We start from the raw sequence: 20442 nt of genomic DNA, 5'->3' as shown, positions 1-20442 counted from the left end.
ATGCTTAAAGATACAAAAAAGGCAACTAACTCGCAATGAATTAGTTGCCTTAAATTTTATTATTTTAGGAATATCCCAAGATAAAAGGGCGGCAGTTTCACAACTACCGCCCTCTTTTGCGTAATTAATATATTATATTAAAAAAGAGTGTGTTTTGCACGTTTACATTAGATTTATAATCTTAGGGAAACTTTACTTCGTAAGTTTTCGGTCCGCCATATAAAGTGTTGACACGGATCCTTAATCCTTTTTTCCCTTCCATCCGGTCTTTAATCTTATCCAGTTTGAAAGATACATATCCTTCGCCCAGGCTTTGAGGATAATCACCTTCACTGTTATGACGGAATTCCAGATTGATATATTCGTCCTCCGCACTGTCTTCGTCAGCAGTGGGAGCAGACTCTTCTTTGTCGTTGATTACGAGATTCAGGAAATGTTTTTTATCTTCACTATGCGTTCCATAATATTGGAATTCAATCGTCAGATATTTATTATCCTTGTTGATCCACATATAAGTTGTGTTGATCTTGTCATCTCCGACTTTTTCTTCGTCGTTGTCATCTTCACCCATCGTGATGATGTCTTTAGTTAAGATTGGATTGATACCTCTCACCTGAATATTAAGGTCGTATCCATTCACAGGTTCTTCCAGCTCGTTGAAGATCACAAAAGCTCGTTGTCCTTCCACCCAATCTTTATTACTCCATCCTTGCGCATTGCTGGGATACATCTTTTTCCCGTCATCCAAAGTGAAATAAAATTCCTTGCTATCCTGGCTAATCATATTGATGGTACTGACAACCAGAAGATCGGACGGGTTGTCATCGTCGTCCAAACATGACTGGAGAATCGGCATTGTAGTCATAATAGCAAAGATAAAGGCAATGAATTTAAATTTCTTCATATACTTATTTAAGTTTTAGATTATATAAAATGGTTCCTTTGTATTGTGAAAATGCAATGGGATAGAAAATATTGCATTTGAATCTGTTAAAGAAACAAAAGTGATAAAAGAGTTGTTCTCTCTATGCAGTATTTCTATCTTTGCTGCATTTATAAGTTAAACACGTGTATAAGAGAATGGAAGAATTAGAGTTGTCGGAACAATGCAGGCTAGGCAATAACCAAGCTCGCAAAGAACTGTATGAGCAGTATGCGGGACGTATGCTTGGCATCTGTCTTCGCTATACCGGCGACCGTGATACAGCCCAGGATCTGCTTCACGACGGTTTTTTAAAGATATTCGATTCCTTCGACAAGTTCACCTGGAGGGGTGAAGGCTCCCTGCGGGCTTGGATGGAAAGGGTGATGGTCAACACAGCTTTGCAATATCTCCGGAAAAATGATGTAATCAATCAGTCGGCACCATTAGAAGAGTTGCCTGAAGAATATGAAGAACCGGATGCTTCTGATGTAGAAGCTATTCCACAGAAAGTGTTGATGCAGTTTATAGAAGAACTACCTGCCGGATATCGTACAGTGTTTAACCTTTATACATTCGAAGACAAATCGCATAAAGAAATCGCACAGGAATTAGGTATTAATGAAAAATCTTCGGCTTCGCAACTATTTCGTGCGAAGAGTGTATTGGCAAAAAGAGTAAAAGAATGGATAACGCATAATGGATAGATAGAGATGGAAGAGAAAGAATTGTGGATGAATAAGTTGAAGGAGAAGCTCGCGGATTATTCCGAGCCGGTGCCTGCTTCCGCTTGGGAACAACTGGAGAAAGAACTTATGCCTCCTGTGGAGAAGAAAATATATCCTTATCGAAAATGGATGATGGCTGCTGCAGCTGTTATATTGTTAGCCGTCGTTTCGTCGGTAAGTCTATATTTTCTGGGGACACCGGCCGCGGATGAAATACGTCATATAAAGACTCCGGCATTGGCATCTACACCCGATGCGTTGCCGGGTGTGCAACAACCGGATGTGCAGGGCACTTCCGTAGAACCCGTCTTGCGACCAGTGGCTCGTGAAGACCGTTTGGCGAAAATTGATAAGAATCTTACAGAACAGAAAACAAATGCAGGCCAATCTGCAATAGAAAATAACAACGAACCTGTAACAGGGAATGAAAATAATCCTGTGATTGAGGAAGACCAGATGCTCAAAGGTGAGACGGAACAGACGAAAAATGAAGCAAGGCAGGTTGACAGTGAAAATGTGGGTCAGGCTACACAGTCACAGGACACCGAACGGCCGAACAACAGGCCGCGTCGCCCTTCCGGCAGAGACAAGCTGCATATTCCGGCAGAAAAAAGAGCATCTCAAAAAGGAACATGGTCCATGGGACTCTCGGTCGGAAATTCGGGCGGAGCATCCACAGAAGTCGGTGCCGGCTCTCATGCTTATATGTCTCGTGTGAGTATGCTTTCTGTTTCCAACGGTCTGATGGAGATACCTAACGATCAGACATTGGTTTTTGAAGATGGAGTGCCTTATTTGCGTCAGGCAAAACAAGTGGTCGACATTAAGCACCATCAACCAATTTCCTTCGGATTGTCCGTCCGTAAAGGACTGGCCAAAGGATTCTCTCTCGAAACGGGATTGACTTACACATTGCTTTCTTCGGATGCGAAACTGGCGGGTGAAGATCAGCAGATAGAACAAAAACTTCATTATGTCGGTATTCCGCTGCGTGCCAACTGGAATTTCCTTGATAAGAAACTCGTCACTCTCTACGTCTCCGGTGGAGGTATGGTGGAGAAATGTGTCTATGGAAAGCTCGGTTCCGAGAAAGAAACGGTGAAACCTCTGCAATTCTCGGTATCCGGTGCGGTAGGTGCACAGGTGAACGCAACGAAACGTCTGGGTATCTATGTAGAACCCGGTGTTGCTTATTATTTTGATGACGGTTCGGATATACAGACCATACGTAAAGAGAATCCGTTTAACTTCAATATACAGGCTGGTATCCGCTTGACTTATTAATGCGAACTACCTTACTGAACATAGTGACGGTATCCGTTCAAGATAGCGTCACTATCCTGATTAGATAGCGTCACTATCTTGACCGGATGGCGTCACTATCCTGATATTAGTATCTTTTTCCTCATAAAAATCGGATAATTGAGAAAATATTAATAATATTGTCACCTGTTAATGGTCTATGGTTGCATACCTTTGTTGCAAAACTCTAAGCTATGGTGAATTTTACAGATGAAAAACATTTATTAATCGATTTAAAAGACGGTTCTTTTCAAGCATTTGAAAGATTGTATAATATGTACAGCGGTAAACTGTACAATTTCATTATGCGGCTTTCTTCCGGCAATCAATATATGGCTGAAGAAGTGGTGCAATCCACTTTTATCCGTATATGGGAAGTACGTGAGAAAGTCGATACCAACGCTTCATTTATTTCTTTTCTTTGTACGATAGCCAAAAATTTACTGATGAACATGTACCAACGTCAGACCGTTGAATATGTTTACAATGAATATCTGCTGAAAAGCAGTGTGGATCGTGATTCGCAAACAGAAGAGAATATTGATCTTCATTTCTTGAACGACTATATCGACTCATTAGCGGAAGAATTGCCGGCACAGCGAAAGAAAGTCTTTATCTTAAGTAAGCGTCAGAACTATACGAATAAGGAAATTGCTGAAATGATGGGTATTTCTGAAAGTACAGTCGCCACACAATTATCTTTGGCGGTGAAATTTATGCGTGAGCAGTTGATGAAGCATTACGATAAGGTAATTGCGCTTCTGATCGCCTTTTTTGTTAATGAAATGTAATTGTAATACACGTTTTTGGATAGTAGATAGGATGAAAATGTATACTTGTAAATAAGCAGGAAAGAAGATGGATAAGATATATTATAAAGAACTGATTGAAAAGTATTTCGATGGAAATATAACGGATGCGGAGATTAAAGAACTTTCCGATTGGATAAAGAACGACCGCCATTTACAGAACTGGTGGGAAGAAGAATTTTCCAAATCGGATGCCGGTATTAATCCGGTACTGCGCGACAAACTATTTGCCCGAATCAAAGAACAGACGCAGGGAAAAGAAGAGACACAGGGAAAAGAGAAACCAAGAACTATTCGCATGAATCTTTGGAAATGGGCTGCCGCCATCGTTTTACCCATTTGTATTGCCTTCTTCACCTACTATCTTATAGATTCTTCGCAAACAGTGGGAGCGCCCTTTATAGTAAAAGCCGATAAAGGAGATAAAGCAACCATCGAATTGCCGGACGGAACGAATGTCGTTCTCAATTCAGCTTCACAATTAAGCTATCTGAATAACTTCGGAGAAAATGTGCGTCGTGTGCAACTGAATGGTGAAGCCTATTTCAAAGTAGCTCATGATGAAAAACATGCCTTTATAGTGCAGGTCGGGGATTTGGAAGTGAAAGTACTCGGTACTTCTTTTAATGTATCTGCCTATGAAGATGCCAAAGACGTGACGGTCGTTCTTTTGGAAGGAAAAGTAGGGGTTTATGCGCAGAAAATGTCGCATATCATGAAGCCCGGCGACAAAATAGAATATAATAAAGCCACTCATAAGATAACAGCCACTCAAGTACACCCGAGTGACTACATTGAATGGACGAAAGGAAATATCTATTTTGAGAAAGAATCTTTGGAAAATATAATGAAAACCCTTTCACGCATCTATGACGTAGAGATTCGTTTCGACTCCAATAAACTACCTAATGAATATTTCACCGGAACCATTCCGGGAGGTGGCATACAGAATGCATTGAATATCCTGATGCTTACTTCACCTTTCTATTATGAAATGGACGGTTCGGTGATTGTTTTGAAAGAGAAATAGTAGAAAAAATATAGAATAGAGCCATTCCGAAGCCCACTACTTAGGAATGGTTTTTTTGTTCTCTGAATTGGATAAGTTAACGAGAGTTAAAGTCTGATAGGCGATTGGACGAGCAGGGATAGAAGTCTGTATACCTATCAAACAACTTAAAAGTTTTGATATATGAAGCACAAAACAACCTTTGAAAAGCTCCCTCAAGCAAATACAGGGAGAAGTAAGAACTGGAAAACACTGCGGGCTATCTGTCTGCTATTGTTTTTAAGCGTCTCTTTCACCGCTTATTCCCAAATAACAGTGAATGTGAAAGACATCTCTTTGAGAGCCTCTTTAAAGAAAATCGAGCAAGTAAGCAATTACAAATTCTTCTACAATGAGAGTCTGCCGGAGTTAAACCGAAAAGTATCGTTAAATGTGAAAGATGCAACGATTGAACAAACCATGCAACAACTTTTAGGAGGAATGGACTTAGCGTATAAGAAAGAACAAGACAATGTGATTGTATTGATTCGCAAAGCCCAGGACAAATCGATAACTAAAAAAATAACAGGTACTGTTGTCGATGAAAAAGGCGAACCAGTCATTGGTGCCAGTATTGTGATAAAAGGTGAGTCGCACGGAACGATTACAGATTTTGATGGAAAGTTCACATTAGCAGACGTACCGGAAAAGGGAATATTGACCGTCTCTTATATCGGTTATAAAACAGTTGACCTTTCTGCCGCAGGGCAGACATTCGTAAAAGTTGTACTTCAGGAAGACAGTAAAATGATAGACGAGGTCGTTGTTGTCGGCTACGGAGTCCAGTCACAAAAGCTAGTCACTACTTCTATCAGTAAAGTAAAGATGGAAAATATAGATCAGGGTAATGACTATAATCCGATTAAAATGCTGCAAGGACGTGTAGCGGGTGTGAATATCTCCTCTGCATCAGGAACTCCGGGAGAAGCACCGAATGTTACCGTTCGTGGTATCGGTTCCGTTAGTGGGGGAAGCTCGCCGCTTTATGTGGTCGATGGTATCCCCAGCGAAAAATATCCCAACCTGAATCCGAATGACATTGAGAGCATGGAAGTTTTGAAAGATGCGTCTGCGGCCGCTATCTATGGTTCGCGTGCCAATGCCGGAGTTGTATTGATAACGACCAAATCAGGTCAGCAAGGTAAGACGAAGATAGAGGTGTCCGGTCGTTACGGATTCGCTTATCTGGCTAGCGACATTGAAATGGCCAATTCGATGGAATATATGAATACGATGCAAGCCGCTATTGATAATTACAATGTGCAAATGGGAGCTAACCTTCAATTGTATGTTCCTTCTCAAATTCAGGAAACCAATTGGGTGAAAGAAATATCAAGAAAAAACTCGAAAACAGGTACCGGCTCTATCAGCATTTCCGGTGGAAATGAAAAGACCACCTTCTTTGCTTCTTTAGGCGCTAATACTCAAGAAGGATATTTGAATAAGAGCAGCTATGACCAGTATAATATGCGTGCCAAATTCACACATAAAATAAACAACCTGTTCAAGCTGAATATGAATATGGCAGGTTCGGCCAGCCGTTCAGACTTATTGGAAGAAACGAGTACCAGCTTGAAAGTACTTCGTACAGCTCGTGAGGAGCAGCCCTGGTATTCACCTTATAAAGAAGACGGAACATCTTATAAAGTGAACGGGACAGATATTTTGCGCCACAATCCGGTGATGCTGATTAATGAAGAAGACTGGGTAGCTAAGAAATATCAACTGTCTGGTGTGTTCAGTATAGACGTAACTCCTTTCAAAGGATTTAAGTACACACCAACAGTAAGCGTATATGGTATTTTGGACAACACATCTAAAAAATTGTCGGACAAGCATGATGCCCGTAAAAATAGTAGTGGTTGGGGAGCATTAGCCGAACAAAAAGACCAGAGTTTCCGCTATGTGATAGATAATATATTCTCTTACAACAATGAATGGAATAAACTAATCTACTCCGTCATGTTGGGACATTCGTTTGAGAAATACACGTATGAACAATTCGGGGCAAAGAGTGATAACTATGCTAACGGCGCATTTCCTTCCTCCAACTTTGATTTAATCAATGCAGGTCCTAATATTTACGCCGGAAATATTAGTTATACATCTTATGCCTTAGAATCCTATTTCGGACGAATCGCTTTGAATTGGGACAATAAATACATACTGAATGCTTCTTTGCGTAGTGATGGTTCTTCCCGCTTTGCGAAGAACAAGAGATATGGTTATTTCCCTTCTGCTTCTTTTGCGTGGCGTGCCTCCAATGAGGAATTTTTCCCAAAAAACAAATACGTCAATGATGCAAAGTTAAGATTAAGCTGGGGTATGACAGGTAGCATGGCAGGAGTGAGTAATTATGCTCCGTTATCACTGATTAGTGCGGGTGGTGCTTCTTACAACGGTTCTGCCGGATTCCAGATTTCGCAGGATGCCCGTGCTTTGACTTGGGAGAAAGCCAGCCAGTTTAATATCGGATTTGATATAGAAATGTTTCAGTCTCGCCTGACTTTAAACATAGATATGTTCTATCAAAAGACTACCGACCTGCTGTTTAAGAAACCAGTCAATGCAACCACCGGATATACCACATTACAGTCCAATATCGGCTCATTAGAGAATAAAGGACTTGAGTTGGCTTTGAATGGTAAAATCTTCACCGGAAAGTTTAAATGGGATTTGGGTGGTAACATTTCTTTTGTAAAGAACAAATTGCTTTCCCTCATCGAAGGAAATGATATGTATATTGTTCCCAGCAGCGGTAGTAACCTTTTAGGAGGTTCGATGCATGCATTGATTAACGGACAGCCTATCAGTACATTCTATATGCTAAAGATGGAAGGTATCTACCAGCGTGACGACGAAGTGCCTGCGAAACTGTATGCGAAAGGAGTCCGTGCCGGTGACGTGAAATATTTCGATTATAATGAAGACGGAGATATATCTGACGCCGACCGAATGAATGTAGGAAAAGCCATTCCTGATTTTTACGGTGGTATTACTTCCAACTTCTCTTACAAAGGTTTCGATTTGTCATTGTTCGGACAATTTTCGGTAGGTGGTAAAGTGATGTCGGCATGGCGGGGAGTGAACGGTTCCGAAGGTACTGACCATTTAGGATTGGCGCTATCCAATGTAAAAGTAAACGACCGTGGCGAATCTGTCGAGCAATACTTTAATGTAAGCAAAGAAGTGGCTAACGGATACTGGCGTGGAGAGGGCACAAGCAACACGATTCCTCGTCCTGTAAGAATAGGAGTACATACCGGGTATGATTATGACTATAACGTGCAAACCTCAACACGTTATTTGGAAGATGCTTCCTATTTTAAACTGAAAACTGTGACTTTGGGTTACACTTTGCCGGAATCAGTCGTTAAGAAACTCCGCGTGAACTCATTAAGAGTCTACGTTTCGGCTGATAATCTACTCACTCTCACCAAGTATTCCGGTTATGATCCCGAAACATCATTTTCCGGTAGCCCGGGAGACTCAAATTATGGAGTTGACTTCGGGTTGCAACCTGTATTGCGAACATTTATTTTTGGTCTGAATCTAAACTTTTAAAAATATAGATGTATGAAACGATACTATACTATAATCAACTATTTGCTATGTAGCATTTGCCTTTTGTGGATGACGGGTTGTTCAGGTATACTGGACGATATGCGACCTAAAGATCAGATACCTCAAGATATGTTGAGCGAATCCGATTTGGAAAAGTTATTGAATGGAGTGTATGCCGAAATGGAAGAACTGGTATTCAAATTTTATATGGATGGTGATGTAAAAGGCGAGAATTTCAAGGCAGGTCCCGGATTTTCCATGAACGACCCCATGTTGATGGCTCCTAGTTCTAAAGAAGTTTTGAGCCAGTGGCAAAAATGTTTCACAGCCTTGAAGCAAGTTAATTTCTTGGTCGAAACATACGAAGCGTCATCTAATAAAGAGAGTCAGGTTGTGAAGCAGACAGGAGGGACCGGATACTACTTCAGAGCTTTGATTTATTATCATCTGGTCACTCGCTGGGGAGGAGTTCCTATCTTGCGTAAGCGCACTTACGACGTCGTTCCCATTTCCCCCGAAACCGAAGTGTGGAGTTTTATAAAAGAAGACTTGGCTAAAGCGGAAGGATTACTGTCTGATTTCACCGATCGTTTTTATGTGTCTCTTAGTGCTTGTGATGCGCTTCACGCCAAAGTATGTTTGTCCTTGAAAGACTATACAAATGCGGCAGCTTATGCCGACAAAGTGATTACAAAGTCAAATTTCGCATTGAGTACTACATCAGTTGAGTATGCTCAGGCGTTTGTCTCTAATAGCAGTAGCAAAGAACTGGTCTTTGCGTTAGCCAACAAGCGTAGTACAAGTTTGCTGTTATTTTACCAAACGGTCAATGACATTGATCCGACTTGGGATTACTCTCCTTCTACCGAATGTTACAGCCATCTTTATGATGATACCGCCGTAAAGTCAAAGGATATACGGGCAAAGGCAGTATTTGGTGCAGATAATAGCCGTATTATTAAATTCCCGAATGGAAGTACCGGTCAGTTTGTTACCAATGAACAACCGTCACAAACCCCGATTGTGGTTACCCGTGTGGCGGAAATGTATCTGATTAAAGCGGAAGCATTGGGAGCAGTCAATGGGTTGGCTACATTAAAAGAATTTATGAACAAACGCTACGCAACCGTCTTGTTGCCTTCAAATATGACTGATATAGAGTTTCAGAATCAAATACTTGATGAGCGTCACCGCGAGTTGTATGCAGAAGGTCAACGATGGTATGATTTGAAGCGAACCAACCGTTTGGACTTGTTTTCTTCCTTGAACGGTAGAAACTACCTGATGTATTATCCTGTTCCCCAGTCGGAACGCGATTTGGCGGGAGAGGAAAATTACCCTCAAAATGAAGGCTATTAATTATCTTAGAAAGAACAAAGTATGAAGAATATAAAAATAGTAACAACGTTTTTTATCTGCTTGCTGCTACTTTCAGCATGCTCGGATGATTGGAAGGAAAATGCGCTGACAGCTAAATTTACTTTTGACAAGACAACCTACTATGTAGGCGAAGAAGTCAGTATCACGAATGAGACAGTAGGCGGAGAAGGTAATTATACCTGCCAATGGGATTTAGGGAATGGAGAGACTTCAACAGAAGTTGCTCCTAAAGTGACTTACGAAACGAATGGAGCATATACAGTGACTTTGCATGTGAAAGACAGTAAAGGAAATTATGCAATGGCTCATAAATTATTGACGATTGAAGCTGAACCTCTGCCCGAAGTCGGCAATGTGAAACTGAAATGGGTAGGTGCCCACGTGTTGGGCGAAATACGTTCTACGGCTCCGGCAGTCAGTGATGATAATAATGTATATATGACTTCCAATGACCATTATTTGCGGAAATTTTCAGCCGCTACCGGTGAACAATTGTGGGAGTTCGACTTATGGACATCGGCTGACGGTGATTCTCCGTCCGGTAATACGCATACCACTCCGAGCATTGATACGGACGGTACTGTGTATGTAGGAACAGGCGACACAAGTGGCAAAATAGGGCGCGTATATGCCATCAATCCCGATGGAACAAAGAAATGGGTCGTTGCCGGAGATGCTGAAAAAGGATTTTGGAATAAAGGACAGGCTTCAAAGCCTCGTATTAATTATCTGACTTGTGCGATTGGAGAGAATCATATCTATATGGGTAACGGCGGCTCTACGGGATCTGTGCTTGCTGTCGATAAGAATACCGGTTACAGAGTAGGTTATGTGGCAAACGCAGACAATTCCGGAGGCCCGTCGGGGGGAGTATCTGCCGGAATAGCATTGGCGAACAACACATTAATTTGGGCTGGTGGAAAGAACGGCTTATTCGGCGCGTCGGCGTCTGCACTGAATACAGGTGGTAATGTGATGTGGGCATGGCAAATATATAGTTCGGGAAATGATAAGCCTTCAGAAAACATGAATGCTTCCGTAGCTGTGGACGCAACCGGCACTATATACGGAATTGCCACCTTCCCGAGTATAGGAAGCAGTGCGTTTGCTATTGGAAGCGACGGGGTTGAGAAATGGCGTACTTCGTTAGGAAATGTAGGAACACTAGACCAAGGGGGGGTTGTGATAGGCTTGGACGGAAGTATCATTGTAACGGTAAAACGTGCTCCGGGTGAAGCCACGGGTGGAATTGTTGCATTATCTCCTAATGGAGTTGTTCAATGGCATTACGGTGTGCCGGAAGACGTCAGTGGATGTGCGGCAATCGATCAGGCCGGAAATATTCATTTTGGAACACAATCCGGTAATTATTATATCATTAAACCCGAAGCCTCGGAAGAACAGCTAATCTTGAAAAAAGATTTGGCTGCACTGATTAGCGAGAGCGATTCTCCTTTAAAAGATAACTGGGAAGCGGGTATCGGAAAAATCTGGAGTTCGCCTACAATCGGACCGGATGGAACGATCTATATTGGCGTTACTCACACGGTAGATCCGTCGAAGAGTGTCCTGATAGCTTTGGAAGATGAAGGTATAACCGGATGTGCAGCTTCGGCATGGCCGATGAAAGGGAAAGACAGCCGCCACACCAGTGCACAGTTGGGAGGCTCGGGAGAGAATCCGGGCGGCGAACCGGGCGGTCAACTGCCTATTACAGGAAATCTGAAGACCGATTTAAAGAATTTATTTGATGATAGTTCCTATAAGGTCTGGCTTTGTGCCCATCGGGCGAACACGCAGAAAGGTATAGCCGACGGCATACCGGAGAATTCATTAACTTCCATAGAGTATGCAATCAATGCAGGAGTAGAAATGATCGAACTTGATGCACGTCCCACCTCTGACGGAATATTGGTGCTGATGCACGATAATACGATCGACAGAACCACTAACGGAAGCGGTGCGGTAGGAGATTACTCTTATCAGCAATTACAGCAGCTCTATCTTAAAGATGCAGCAGGGAATCTGACAAACGAACGAATCCCCACTTTAGAGGACGCATTGAAGAAAGGCAAAGGAAAGGTTTATTTTAACTTGGATATAGTCAACAAAAACGTTGCCGTAGCGACAATGGTGGCATTACTTAAAAAACTCGACATGGAAAACGAAGTCCTGCTTTATGTTTCAAACAACCGTAATTATGCATACGATTTGAAAGCGGCGAACAGCACTCTGTTACTGCATCCGATGGCAAAAGCTTCAGATGATATTACCTATTTTGCTTCATCTTACACGGACAATGTGCAGATGATGCAACTTTCCACTTCGGATGCTCTTGCGGGAGCGATGACGGAAGACATTAAATCCAAAGGTTGGCTTTTATTCTCCAATATCGTAGGAGCGAATGATACGAACATGTTGTCGGACAACTATTCGGGGCTGGTAGGCATGATAAACAAACGTATTAATGTCGTACAGACTGATTATGCCGAATTAGCTGCTAAGTATTTAAAATCCAAAAAGTATAGATAATCCCCCAAAGTATAGATGATAAAAATGAATATGAAAAACTATCTGATAATAGGAATTATTTTGCTGTTTCCTTTCCGCTTGTTTGCAGATGAACCGGTGAAGGCAATTTACGCAAAGATTACGAATCCTGATAATAAAGAAGTAACCGTAGTCGCCCACCGGGCGGATTGGCGCTTTGCACCAGAAAATTCGCTGGCAGCAATAGAGAGTTCTATCCGGTTGGGAGCCGACGTCGTGGAGCTGGACGTTCAGAAAACCAAAGACGGACAGTTGATCCTTATGCATGATAAGACCTTGGATAGAACGACCACCGGAAAAGGTAAGGTTGCCGAGTGGACACTGGATTCTATCCGTACACTCCGTCTGAAGAATGGCGCTGCTTTGAGAACCAAACATCGTGTGCCTACATTAGAGGAAGCATTATTGACGGCTAAAGGGCGCGTTATGGTAAATTTGGATAAGGCTTATCCGATATTCGATGAGATTTTCCCCATTCTGGAGAAAACCGGAACCGTTGAACAGATCATCATGAAGGGGTCAAAGCCTGTTGCAGAAGTGAAAAAGGATTTGGGAAAATATTTAGACCGGATCATATATATGCCAATCGTACATTTGGATCGACCGGGAGCTATGCAGCAAATAGATGATTTCATGAAAGAACTTCATCCGGTAGCCTTCGAATTGTTGTTCGAATCGGATACTTGTCAACTCCCCCAACAAGTGAGGACGAAGCTGGAAGGAAAAAGTAAAATCTGGTATAATACCCTTTGGGATACGATGGCAGGCGGACATGATGACGACAAATCATTGGAAAACCCGGATGAAGGATATGGATATTTGATAGATAAACTTGGAGCAACGATTATCCAGACTGATCGTACCGCTTATTTACTGGAATACTTGCAAGTCCGTAAGAAACGTAATGAGCATAAGATAGACGTCTTTCATTAATATGTAAACTTCGGTTATGTCATTTAAAATATTGGATTTTTATAAAATCTCTTCCCCGCTAGCCGGGGGAGAGACTGATTCAGAAGATTCTTCCCGCTTTAAGCGCATCCGTTGGGCTACATTTTTGTCGGCTACTACCGGATATGGCATTTACTATGTTTGTCGTCTTAGCATGAATGTAGTGCGCAAGCCAATTGTAGAGGAGGGAGTATTTTCCGAAACGCAATTAGGAATCATCGGTTCCTGTCTGTTTTTTGTGTATGCAGTGGGTAAGTTGACGAATGGTTTTCTTGCTGACCGTAGTAATGTTCGGCGTTTTATGTCTACCGGGTTATTGTGTTCCGCTTTGATAAATTTATGTTTAGGTTTCACTAGCTCCTTTTATGCTTTTGCTTTACTTTGGGGATTGAATGGTTGGTTTCAGTCGATGGGAGCAGCATCCGGAGTGGTTTCGCTCACTCGGTGGTACAGTAGTAAAGAACGGGGAACTTTTTACGGCTTTTGGTCTGCTAGTCATAATTTGGGTGAAGCATTAACCTTTATTTCCATAGCCTTGTTAGTCAGTTGGATGGGATGGAGGTATGGGATGATTGGAGCTGGCATTATTGGGATATTAGGTTTCTTTATGATGCTTGTCTTTATGCGTGATACGCCACAGAGTCAGGGATTCTTGTTGAACAAAAATTCTTCATCTGTGGATTCCCATTCTTTGTCTGGTAAACAAACGGAAGATTTCAACAAAGCACAAAAGGCTGTCTTGAAGAATCCTGCAATTTGGATTTTGGCTCTGTCCAGTGCATTTATGTATATTAGCCGCTATGCGGTAAATAGTTGGGGTGTTTTCTATCTGGAAGCTCAAAAGGGATATTCTACGCTGGATGCCAGTTTTATAATATCAATCAGTTCTATCTGTGGGATCATTGGAACGGTGTTTTCCGGTATCATTTCCGATAAAATGTTTTCCGGCAGTCGTAATATTCCAGCTTTAGTATTTGGGTTGATGAATGTAATAGCACTTTGTCTGTTTCTCTTGGTTCCGGGCGTACATTTTTGGATAGACGTGTTGGCAATGGTACTTTTCGGTTTAGGTATCGGAGTTTTGATATGCTTTCTGGGTGGTTTGATGGCAGTGGATATTGCTCCCCGTAATGCTTCGGGTGCTGCATTGGGAGTAGTCGGCATTGCCAGTTACATCGGTGCCGGATTGCAAGACATGATGAGCGGTATATTAATAGAAGGTCAAAAGACGGTTCAGAATGGCGTTGACGTTTATGATTTCACGTATATCAATTGGTTTTGGATTGGTTCAGCTCTACTTTCAGTGTTGTTTGCCTTGTTCGTTTGGAATGCAAAATCAAAAGAAGTGAATTAAAGTGAGTACATTAGGTTAGAATATAAGTCTTTGTTTTCGAGGTATTAGTCACCATTCCGGGAAGTAAGTAATGATTGCTTTTCTTCCTGGAATGGCTTTATATTTATTACTTGATTTCTACCAGCCAGCGACTTAAATTCCTACTTTCAGCACTAAACTCCACGCCAATCTTTACCACTTCTCTATGGTCTACTTTATAAGGAATCAAATATCCTTTCTCATCAATCTGTTTGAGTGCTTCTTCGGCCGTTCCGTTCAGCTTGAATTCAAATACATAGATGTATTTAGGAGTTTTAACCACAGCGTCGGCACGCCCACGCGAACTGCGGACTTCGGCTTCTGTAAATTGCCCCATTAATTTGAATACCAAATAGAAGATAACTTGATAATGACGTTCGGTTTGGTCGTTCAACTCATAGGGAATACCTGCGAAGAAGGCTTCGAGACGGGTGAGGAAAGCTTCATAATCACCAGTTCGGAGTTCTTGGATGAATTTTCCAATATAAAATCCTTGGTCATTGTTCTTCATTGGAGTATAAAACGGTACAAGAAAGTTCATGAACCCATAGCGGACTTCATCGTTTGGAAAATCTAATAGATAATTTTGGAATTCTCTGTCGTAGTCTTTAATCGTCAAATATCCACTTTGATAAATCAGCGGAATAGGATTATTAACATCCATTTTATATTCTGCAAAAGAAGAAACCGGAACTTCAATTCCGCTTAATAAAGTACGGAGGTCGTATTCACTTTTTTGCAGCAGTTCAACTAAAAATGTAGGAGTACCTGTCTGAAACCAGTAACTATCGAATTTGCATCCGTCGAAAGAATTGAGTACGCTGAAGGGATTGAATACTCCTTCAGCAAATTCGCAGAAATGATAACCATCATAAGTGGCAGTCATTTTTTGAAGTGTCTCTTCAAAAGTCAGTTGGTTGGCTTCCGACAGGTTTTTGAGTTCAGGTGTGAAAGTATCAACTAATTCTTGCCGGGTAATGCCGCAGACCGTAGCATACGGAGGCTTCATGCTGATGTCGTTCAATTGATTCAAATCACTGAATACACTGACTTGCGAGAACTTTGTCACTCCGGTAAGAAATACAAATCGCAGATAGCGGTCGGCACTTTTTAGCACTCCGTAGAAGGCTTTCAATGTCTGGCGGTAATCGTCGAGAAGTTCTAAATTGTTGATAGCTTGCAAAAGCGGCTTATCATACTCATCCACCAATACCACTACTTGTTGACCTGTTTGTTCGCATGCCCGGCGAATAACACCCCCGAATCGTGAAGAAAGGGTTCTCTCGTCAATCCCTTTCCCGTATTTAAGTTCCCATTGAGTCAGATGATTACTAAGAATTTCATTTAACTTCTCCGGTTTATCATATTTTTCTGCGTTCAAATCAATATGTAAAACCGGATACTCCTTCCATTCAGTTTCCATTTTCTCAATGGCAAGACCTTCAAACAATTCTTTTTTACCTAAAAAATAGGATTCAAATGTAGACAACAACAAACTTTTGCCAAAACGGCGTGGTCTGCTTAGGAAATATGGCTTTCCCATATTCGCCATTCGCCATACCAATGCCGTTTTATCCACATATAAATAATTTTTCCTTCGGATATCCTCAAAGGTCTGTATTCCAATAGGAAGTTTACGCATCAAGTCATACATATTCGGTTCTTTAGCTGTTATACACATCAAAGGTAGCAATAATTTCTAGATAATGGTAAATGAATACTTTAAAAACAGGATGCATTAGAAATATATGATATTAAAATTTTGTTTTTATTTCTATTAACAATACATTTGTGCAAACAAAGCATTATGAATAAAATCACGAACAACACACTAAGGTGGCAGAGTTACATAAATAGACTATTCTTTTTATTTCTATTATTATGTACTATTTTCGAAGTTTGTGCAGCTAATAGTAAGCCCTTTCCTTTCAGCTATGGAAATCAATATAAGAGTTTTAAAAATATACTTCTACCTCATGATGCCAATCAGGTAAATACGATTTTTCAGGATAATTCGGGATTGATATGGGTAGGTACGAAGAACGGGTTGTTTAGTTATGACGGCTACCGGATACAGGATTATGTGTTGGAAGCAGATTCTGAAACGAAGGATATATTTTCAATAGTGCAGATAGATTCAGTCCGTTTATGTTTAGGTACAGGTCGGGGAATTTTGTTTTTCAATTTGTTTACAGAACAATATGAACCAGTTAATGCACAATTAAAAAAGATAAGAACAGTACGTTCTTTGGCTCTGTTTGATAAAAAGCTATGGATTGGTTCGCGCGATAAAGATTTATATTGCTATGATTTTGAAAAAGATTCATTGATGAGTGTACCATTAACAGCATCTGATGAACAAACTATTATTTATTCTTTAGTTCCTACAGAAGCTAAATTATATATTGGTTCCTATGGTGGATTGAGCTTTTATAATCCGATAAAAAAAAAGAGAGAAAGGCTTCCTTTGCCGGAGCAGTACGAAAATGAAATGGTTAACTCTTTACTATGGGATGAAGGGCGAAACTGCCTTTGGGTAGGTACGGAAGGAGCTTTGTTTCAATATATTCCTGACACCCGGCAGATTAATAAAATACCTTCTTTCCCTGCCAATTCATTTAAAACATTAACTCTGGACGGAAAGAAAGACTTAGTAGTGGGTACAGACAACGGACTGTATATTTATGGAGTGGAATCTCATAAATTAGAGCATATTGTTCATGATTCCCGAAACAAACAATCGCTGTGTAATAATATTGTTTGGTGTGCTTTTACAGATAAAGCCAAGAATGTGTGGTTGGGGACAGATCGGGGATCCTCATTAGCAGTTTATCATCCGACTTTTCATTTTATCCATATTTCAGAAATAACCGATAATGGAATTGGAAATCAGTTTACCACAATTTTAAAAGATTCAAAAGAAAATTATTGGTTAGGAGGGATAAACGGACTTATATTGATGAACAAAGTGTCCGGTGCAGAAGAAGGACAATATAAGATTAATTGGTTCAGGTCGGGAGACAACGAACACGCTCTTCCTCACAATCGCATCAGATGTATTTATGAAGATAGAGATAAGGATATCTGGATAGCTACCGACGGCGGAATTGCCAGATATGATGTAAATACAGGCAGATTTGTTCATTACGCTATCCTTAATGCTACCCGACTGAAGAATGCAAATTGGGCTTATGATATTTATGAAGATGAGAAAGGACGTTTGTGGATTGCCACTTATCTGGGAGGATTATTTGTTGTGAATAAGAATAAACTGACTGCCGGTGATAACACCATTCCCTATCTGGCAGAGAAAAACTATTCGGATGCAAATGGTTCGTCCCCTTCTTTGAGTAATATAGTGTATAAAATAGAGGTCGATAAAAACGGCTTTGTCTGGGTGAATACACAAGAAGGCCTGGTTAGAATTGATATTCGGAATAATCACATTGAAAAGAAAGATATTTATCTGGATAAAATGATTTATGATGGCAATGACTATATTTGGTATTCGACAGAGCGCATCATTTACAGGCTTCATATATTCTCCGGTTATGTAGAGAAAGTTTGCACTTTGCCAGAGGGAAGCCATGTATATTCATTTACGGTTGAGGAGAAGAAATTGTGGTTCTCCTATACGGAAGGTATATCAGTACTTAATAGAGAGACATTGCAGAAAGAAAATATTTCAATTCCCAACTATTATTACTTGTCTTGTTTCTTAGATGATTCACATCAGCTTTTGTTATGGGGTGGTGAGGATGGAATAGCTTGTCTTTCTACGATGTTGGCGCAAAACACTGTTTCATCGGAGCCTCCGGTTACTATTACTTCTATCTGGAATAGCAAAGGACGTTTGATGCCGGGCCTTGATTATGAAGGGAAAAGTGTGAAATATCGGAATGAAGTGGAACTGCATTATTCGACGAGTAATTTGACACTCGAATTTTCTTCGTTTACTTATTCGCCGGAAACAGACAGAGCTTTTTATTACTGTCTGGACGGGGCAAACAACGTATGGACTAAATTGGAAGTAGCTCAAAACCGCATCTTCCTACCCAATCTGGAACCGGGACGATATACTATAAAAGTTCGTAACGGGAACGATACCTCTACCGCTTCATCAGTCACAAACTTTAAAATAACCATTTTACCTCCTTGGTACAGAACCTTGTATGCTTACACCATTTATATACTGATATTTTTGTGCATTGCATGGTTGATACTGTGGCGTATTCAGTTGAGGATGAAGCGTCGGTATGAACGAATGGAAAAGGAGAAAACGCTGGAATTATCCAACTTGAAAATGGATTTCTTCATGAATATATCCCATGAGTTGAAGACACCGCTTAGTCTGATTATCGCCCCTTTGAGTAAGCTGATCAGTGAGACGAAAAATCAGGAAAGCAAACAAAAACTGGAGCTTATTCATCAGAATTCATTGCGTTTGAACACTCTGATACAACAGGTGCTGAATTTCAAGCAGATGGAGTATAATAGCGAAAATGTGCTTATTCGTTCGCATATAGAACTTTGTGCTTTTTTAAAGAACATAGTCGAGAGTTTCTCTCCTGTATTCGCGGAAAAGAAGATATTTAAAAGTTTTGCTTCCAATCAAAAAGAGATCTGGATGAATCTGGACGTCCTGAAGATAGAGTCGATATTTGTCAATATTATCTCCAATGCAGTGAAGTATATGCCCGAATCGGGTGGTGAGATTCATGTCGCTATCAGGCAAGAGGGAGACAGGAATACGATTGTGGTATCCGACAACGGGATAGGCATCAAGAAAGAAGACCTCTCCTACATCTTTATTCGTTTTTACCAAAGCAAGACCGGTCGAAAGCATACGAACGGCAGTGGCATCGGGCTTTATATCGTTAAGAAATTTGTGGAACTTCATGGTGGAAGAATAGAAGTCCATAGTCAGGGAGAAGGCTACGGCACTACGGTGAAAGTGGAGTTCCCTTTGTCGGATGAAAACAGGGTTCCCATTCAAGAACATAGCGATATTCAGGAAGGCATCGTAGAAGATAATTCTTTCCCCGTACTGTTAATCATCGATGACAATCAGGAAATGGTATCTTTCCTGATAGAGACTTTTTCAAAGACTTATCGTTGTTTGAAGGCTTTCAATGGAAAAGAAGGACTTTCCGTTGTTCGGGAAAACACAGTCGATTTGATTATTGTAGACGAAATGATGCCGGAAATGGGCGGTCTTGAATTTTGCCGGGTGTTACGTCGCAATCAGCCTACAGCCTCCATTCCGGCGATAATGCTGACGGCGAAAGATGATCTTGAAACCGAGAAGAATAGCATCAAAGCAGGAGTTGATATATTTATGCCCAAGCCATTTGATATTGATAAGCTTTCTCTCCGTTTGGTTCAGTTGCAGGAAAGACGCAATAGTCTGGAGCAGAGAATACGGATAGAGAACATTTCAAAGCCGGTGGTTGAGGAGTCTTTTCAGTCCAATGATGAAATCCTGCTAGCAAAGGTGGTGAGCGTTATTGAAGAAAATATGGAGAATACGGAATTCAATGTGACGATGCTTTCCGATTTGATGGATATAGACGGTAAGCAGTTATATCGGAAGTTGAAACAGCTCACCGGTTCTAGTCCCGTCGATTATATCCGTCAAATCCGGATGAAGAAAGCGGCAGTGCTGTTGGCTCAAAAGAAATTCTCCGTTTCAGAGGTCATGTATATGGTCGGTTATACCAATGCTTCCTATTTTTCAAGATGTTTCGTCGCAGAGTTTAATATGACTCCCAAGCAATATATGCTATTGGATACTCATTAATTTTCTCTCCTTTTAT

The 20442-nt window shown here is 41.0% G+C and carries 12 protein-coding genes; 10 read left to right on the top strand and 2 right to left on the bottom strand.

The window, feature by feature from the left end; all coding sequences use genetic code 11:
• Positions 1–181 precede the first annotated feature (181 nt).
• A complete protein-coding gene (locus tag LPH68_RS18220) occupies positions 182–904 on the bottom strand; it encodes a NigD-like protein (protein ID WP_074708452.1) in 723 nt (240 codons plus the stop codon).
• A 176-nt stretch (positions 905–1080) separates the two neighbouring features.
• On the opposite strand from LPH68_RS18220, the gene LPH68_RS18215 reads away from it, so the two are divergent.
• The 9 genes from LPH68_RS18215 (at position 1081) to LPH68_RS18175 (ending at position 14608) form a co-directional block, all read left to right on the top strand.
• Positions 1081–1629: an RNA polymerase sigma factor gene (locus LPH68_RS18215; RefSeq protein ID WP_049703136.1), complete on the top strand. Its 549-nt coding sequence runs from the start codon at positions 1081–1083 to the stop codon at positions 1627–1629.
• A 6-nt stretch (positions 1630–1635) separates the two neighbouring features.
• The gene (locus LPH68_RS18210; RefSeq protein ID WP_074708453.1) at positions 1636–2934 is read left to right on the top strand and encodes an outer membrane beta-barrel protein; all 1299 of its coding nucleotides are present in this window, start codon (positions 1636–1638) and stop codon (positions 2932–2934) included.
• A gap of 212 nt (positions 2935–3146) precedes the next feature.
• Positions 3147–3743 carry an RNA polymerase sigma-70 factor gene (locus LPH68_RS18205; RefSeq protein ID WP_074708456.1) on the top strand — a complete coding sequence of 199 codons (597 nt, stop codon included), beginning with the start codon at positions 3147–3149 and terminating at the stop codon, positions 3741–3743.
• A 67-nt stretch (positions 3744–3810) separates the two neighbouring features.
• Positions 3811–4791, top strand: a complete 981-nt coding sequence (locus LPH68_RS18200; RefSeq protein WP_004314735.1) for a FecR family protein — start codon at positions 3811–3813, stop codon at positions 4789–4791.
• A gap of 162 nt (positions 4792–4953) precedes the next feature.
• On the top strand, positions 4954–8373 hold the full coding sequence (locus tag LPH68_RS18195; protein ID WP_074708461.1) for a SusC/RagA family TonB-linked outer membrane protein: 3420 nt from the start codon (positions 4954–4956) through the stop codon (positions 8371–8373).
• A 12-nt stretch (positions 8374–8385) separates the two neighbouring features.
• Positions 8386–9732: a RagB/SusD family nutrient uptake outer membrane protein gene (locus LPH68_RS18190; protein ID WP_009041181.1), complete on the top strand. Its 1347-nt coding sequence runs from the start codon at positions 8386–8388 to the stop codon at positions 9730–9732.
• Positions 9733–9753: 21 nt separating this feature from the next.
• Positions 9754–12285 (top strand): glycerophosphodiester phosphodiesterase family protein, encoded by a 2532-nt coding sequence (locus LPH68_RS18185; RefSeq protein ID WP_151923430.1) that lies wholly within the window; start codon positions 9754–9756, stop codon positions 12283–12285.
• Between the two features lie 30 nt (positions 12286–12315).
• Positions 12316–13236, top strand: a complete 921-nt coding sequence (locus tag LPH68_RS18180; protein WP_008997516.1) for a glycerophosphodiester phosphodiesterase family protein — start codon at positions 12316–12318, stop codon at positions 13234–13236.
• Positions 13237–13252: 16 nt separating this feature from the next.
• Positions 13253–14608, top strand: coding sequence for an MFS transporter (locus tag LPH68_RS18175; protein ID WP_055235398.1), 1356 nt, complete (start codon positions 13253–13255; stop codon positions 14606–14608).
• 106 nt (positions 14609–14714) lie between these two features.
• Here LPH68_RS18175 and LPH68_RS18170 read toward each other — a convergent pair whose 3' ends face one another.
• Entirely contained in the window at positions 14715–16280 is a 1566-nt protein-coding gene (locus LPH68_RS18170) for an ATP-binding protein (protein WP_055235411.1), read from the bottom strand.
• 153 nt (positions 16281–16433) lie between these two features.
• Between LPH68_RS18170 and LPH68_RS18165 the strand changes: the two genes are divergently transcribed.
• Entirely contained in the window at positions 16434–20426 is a 3993-nt protein-coding gene (locus LPH68_RS18165) for an ATP-binding protein (protein WP_128859276.1), read from the top strand.
• Positions 20427–20442: the final 16 nt, after the last annotated feature.

The sequence above is a fragment of the Bacteroides sp. 1_1_30 genome (assembly GCF_020982715.1).
GTDB lineage: Bacteria > Bacteroidota > Bacteroidia > Bacteroidales > Bacteroidaceae > Bacteroides > Bacteroides xylanisolvens.
This window is presented reverse-complemented; position numbering and strand designations above follow the sequence as displayed.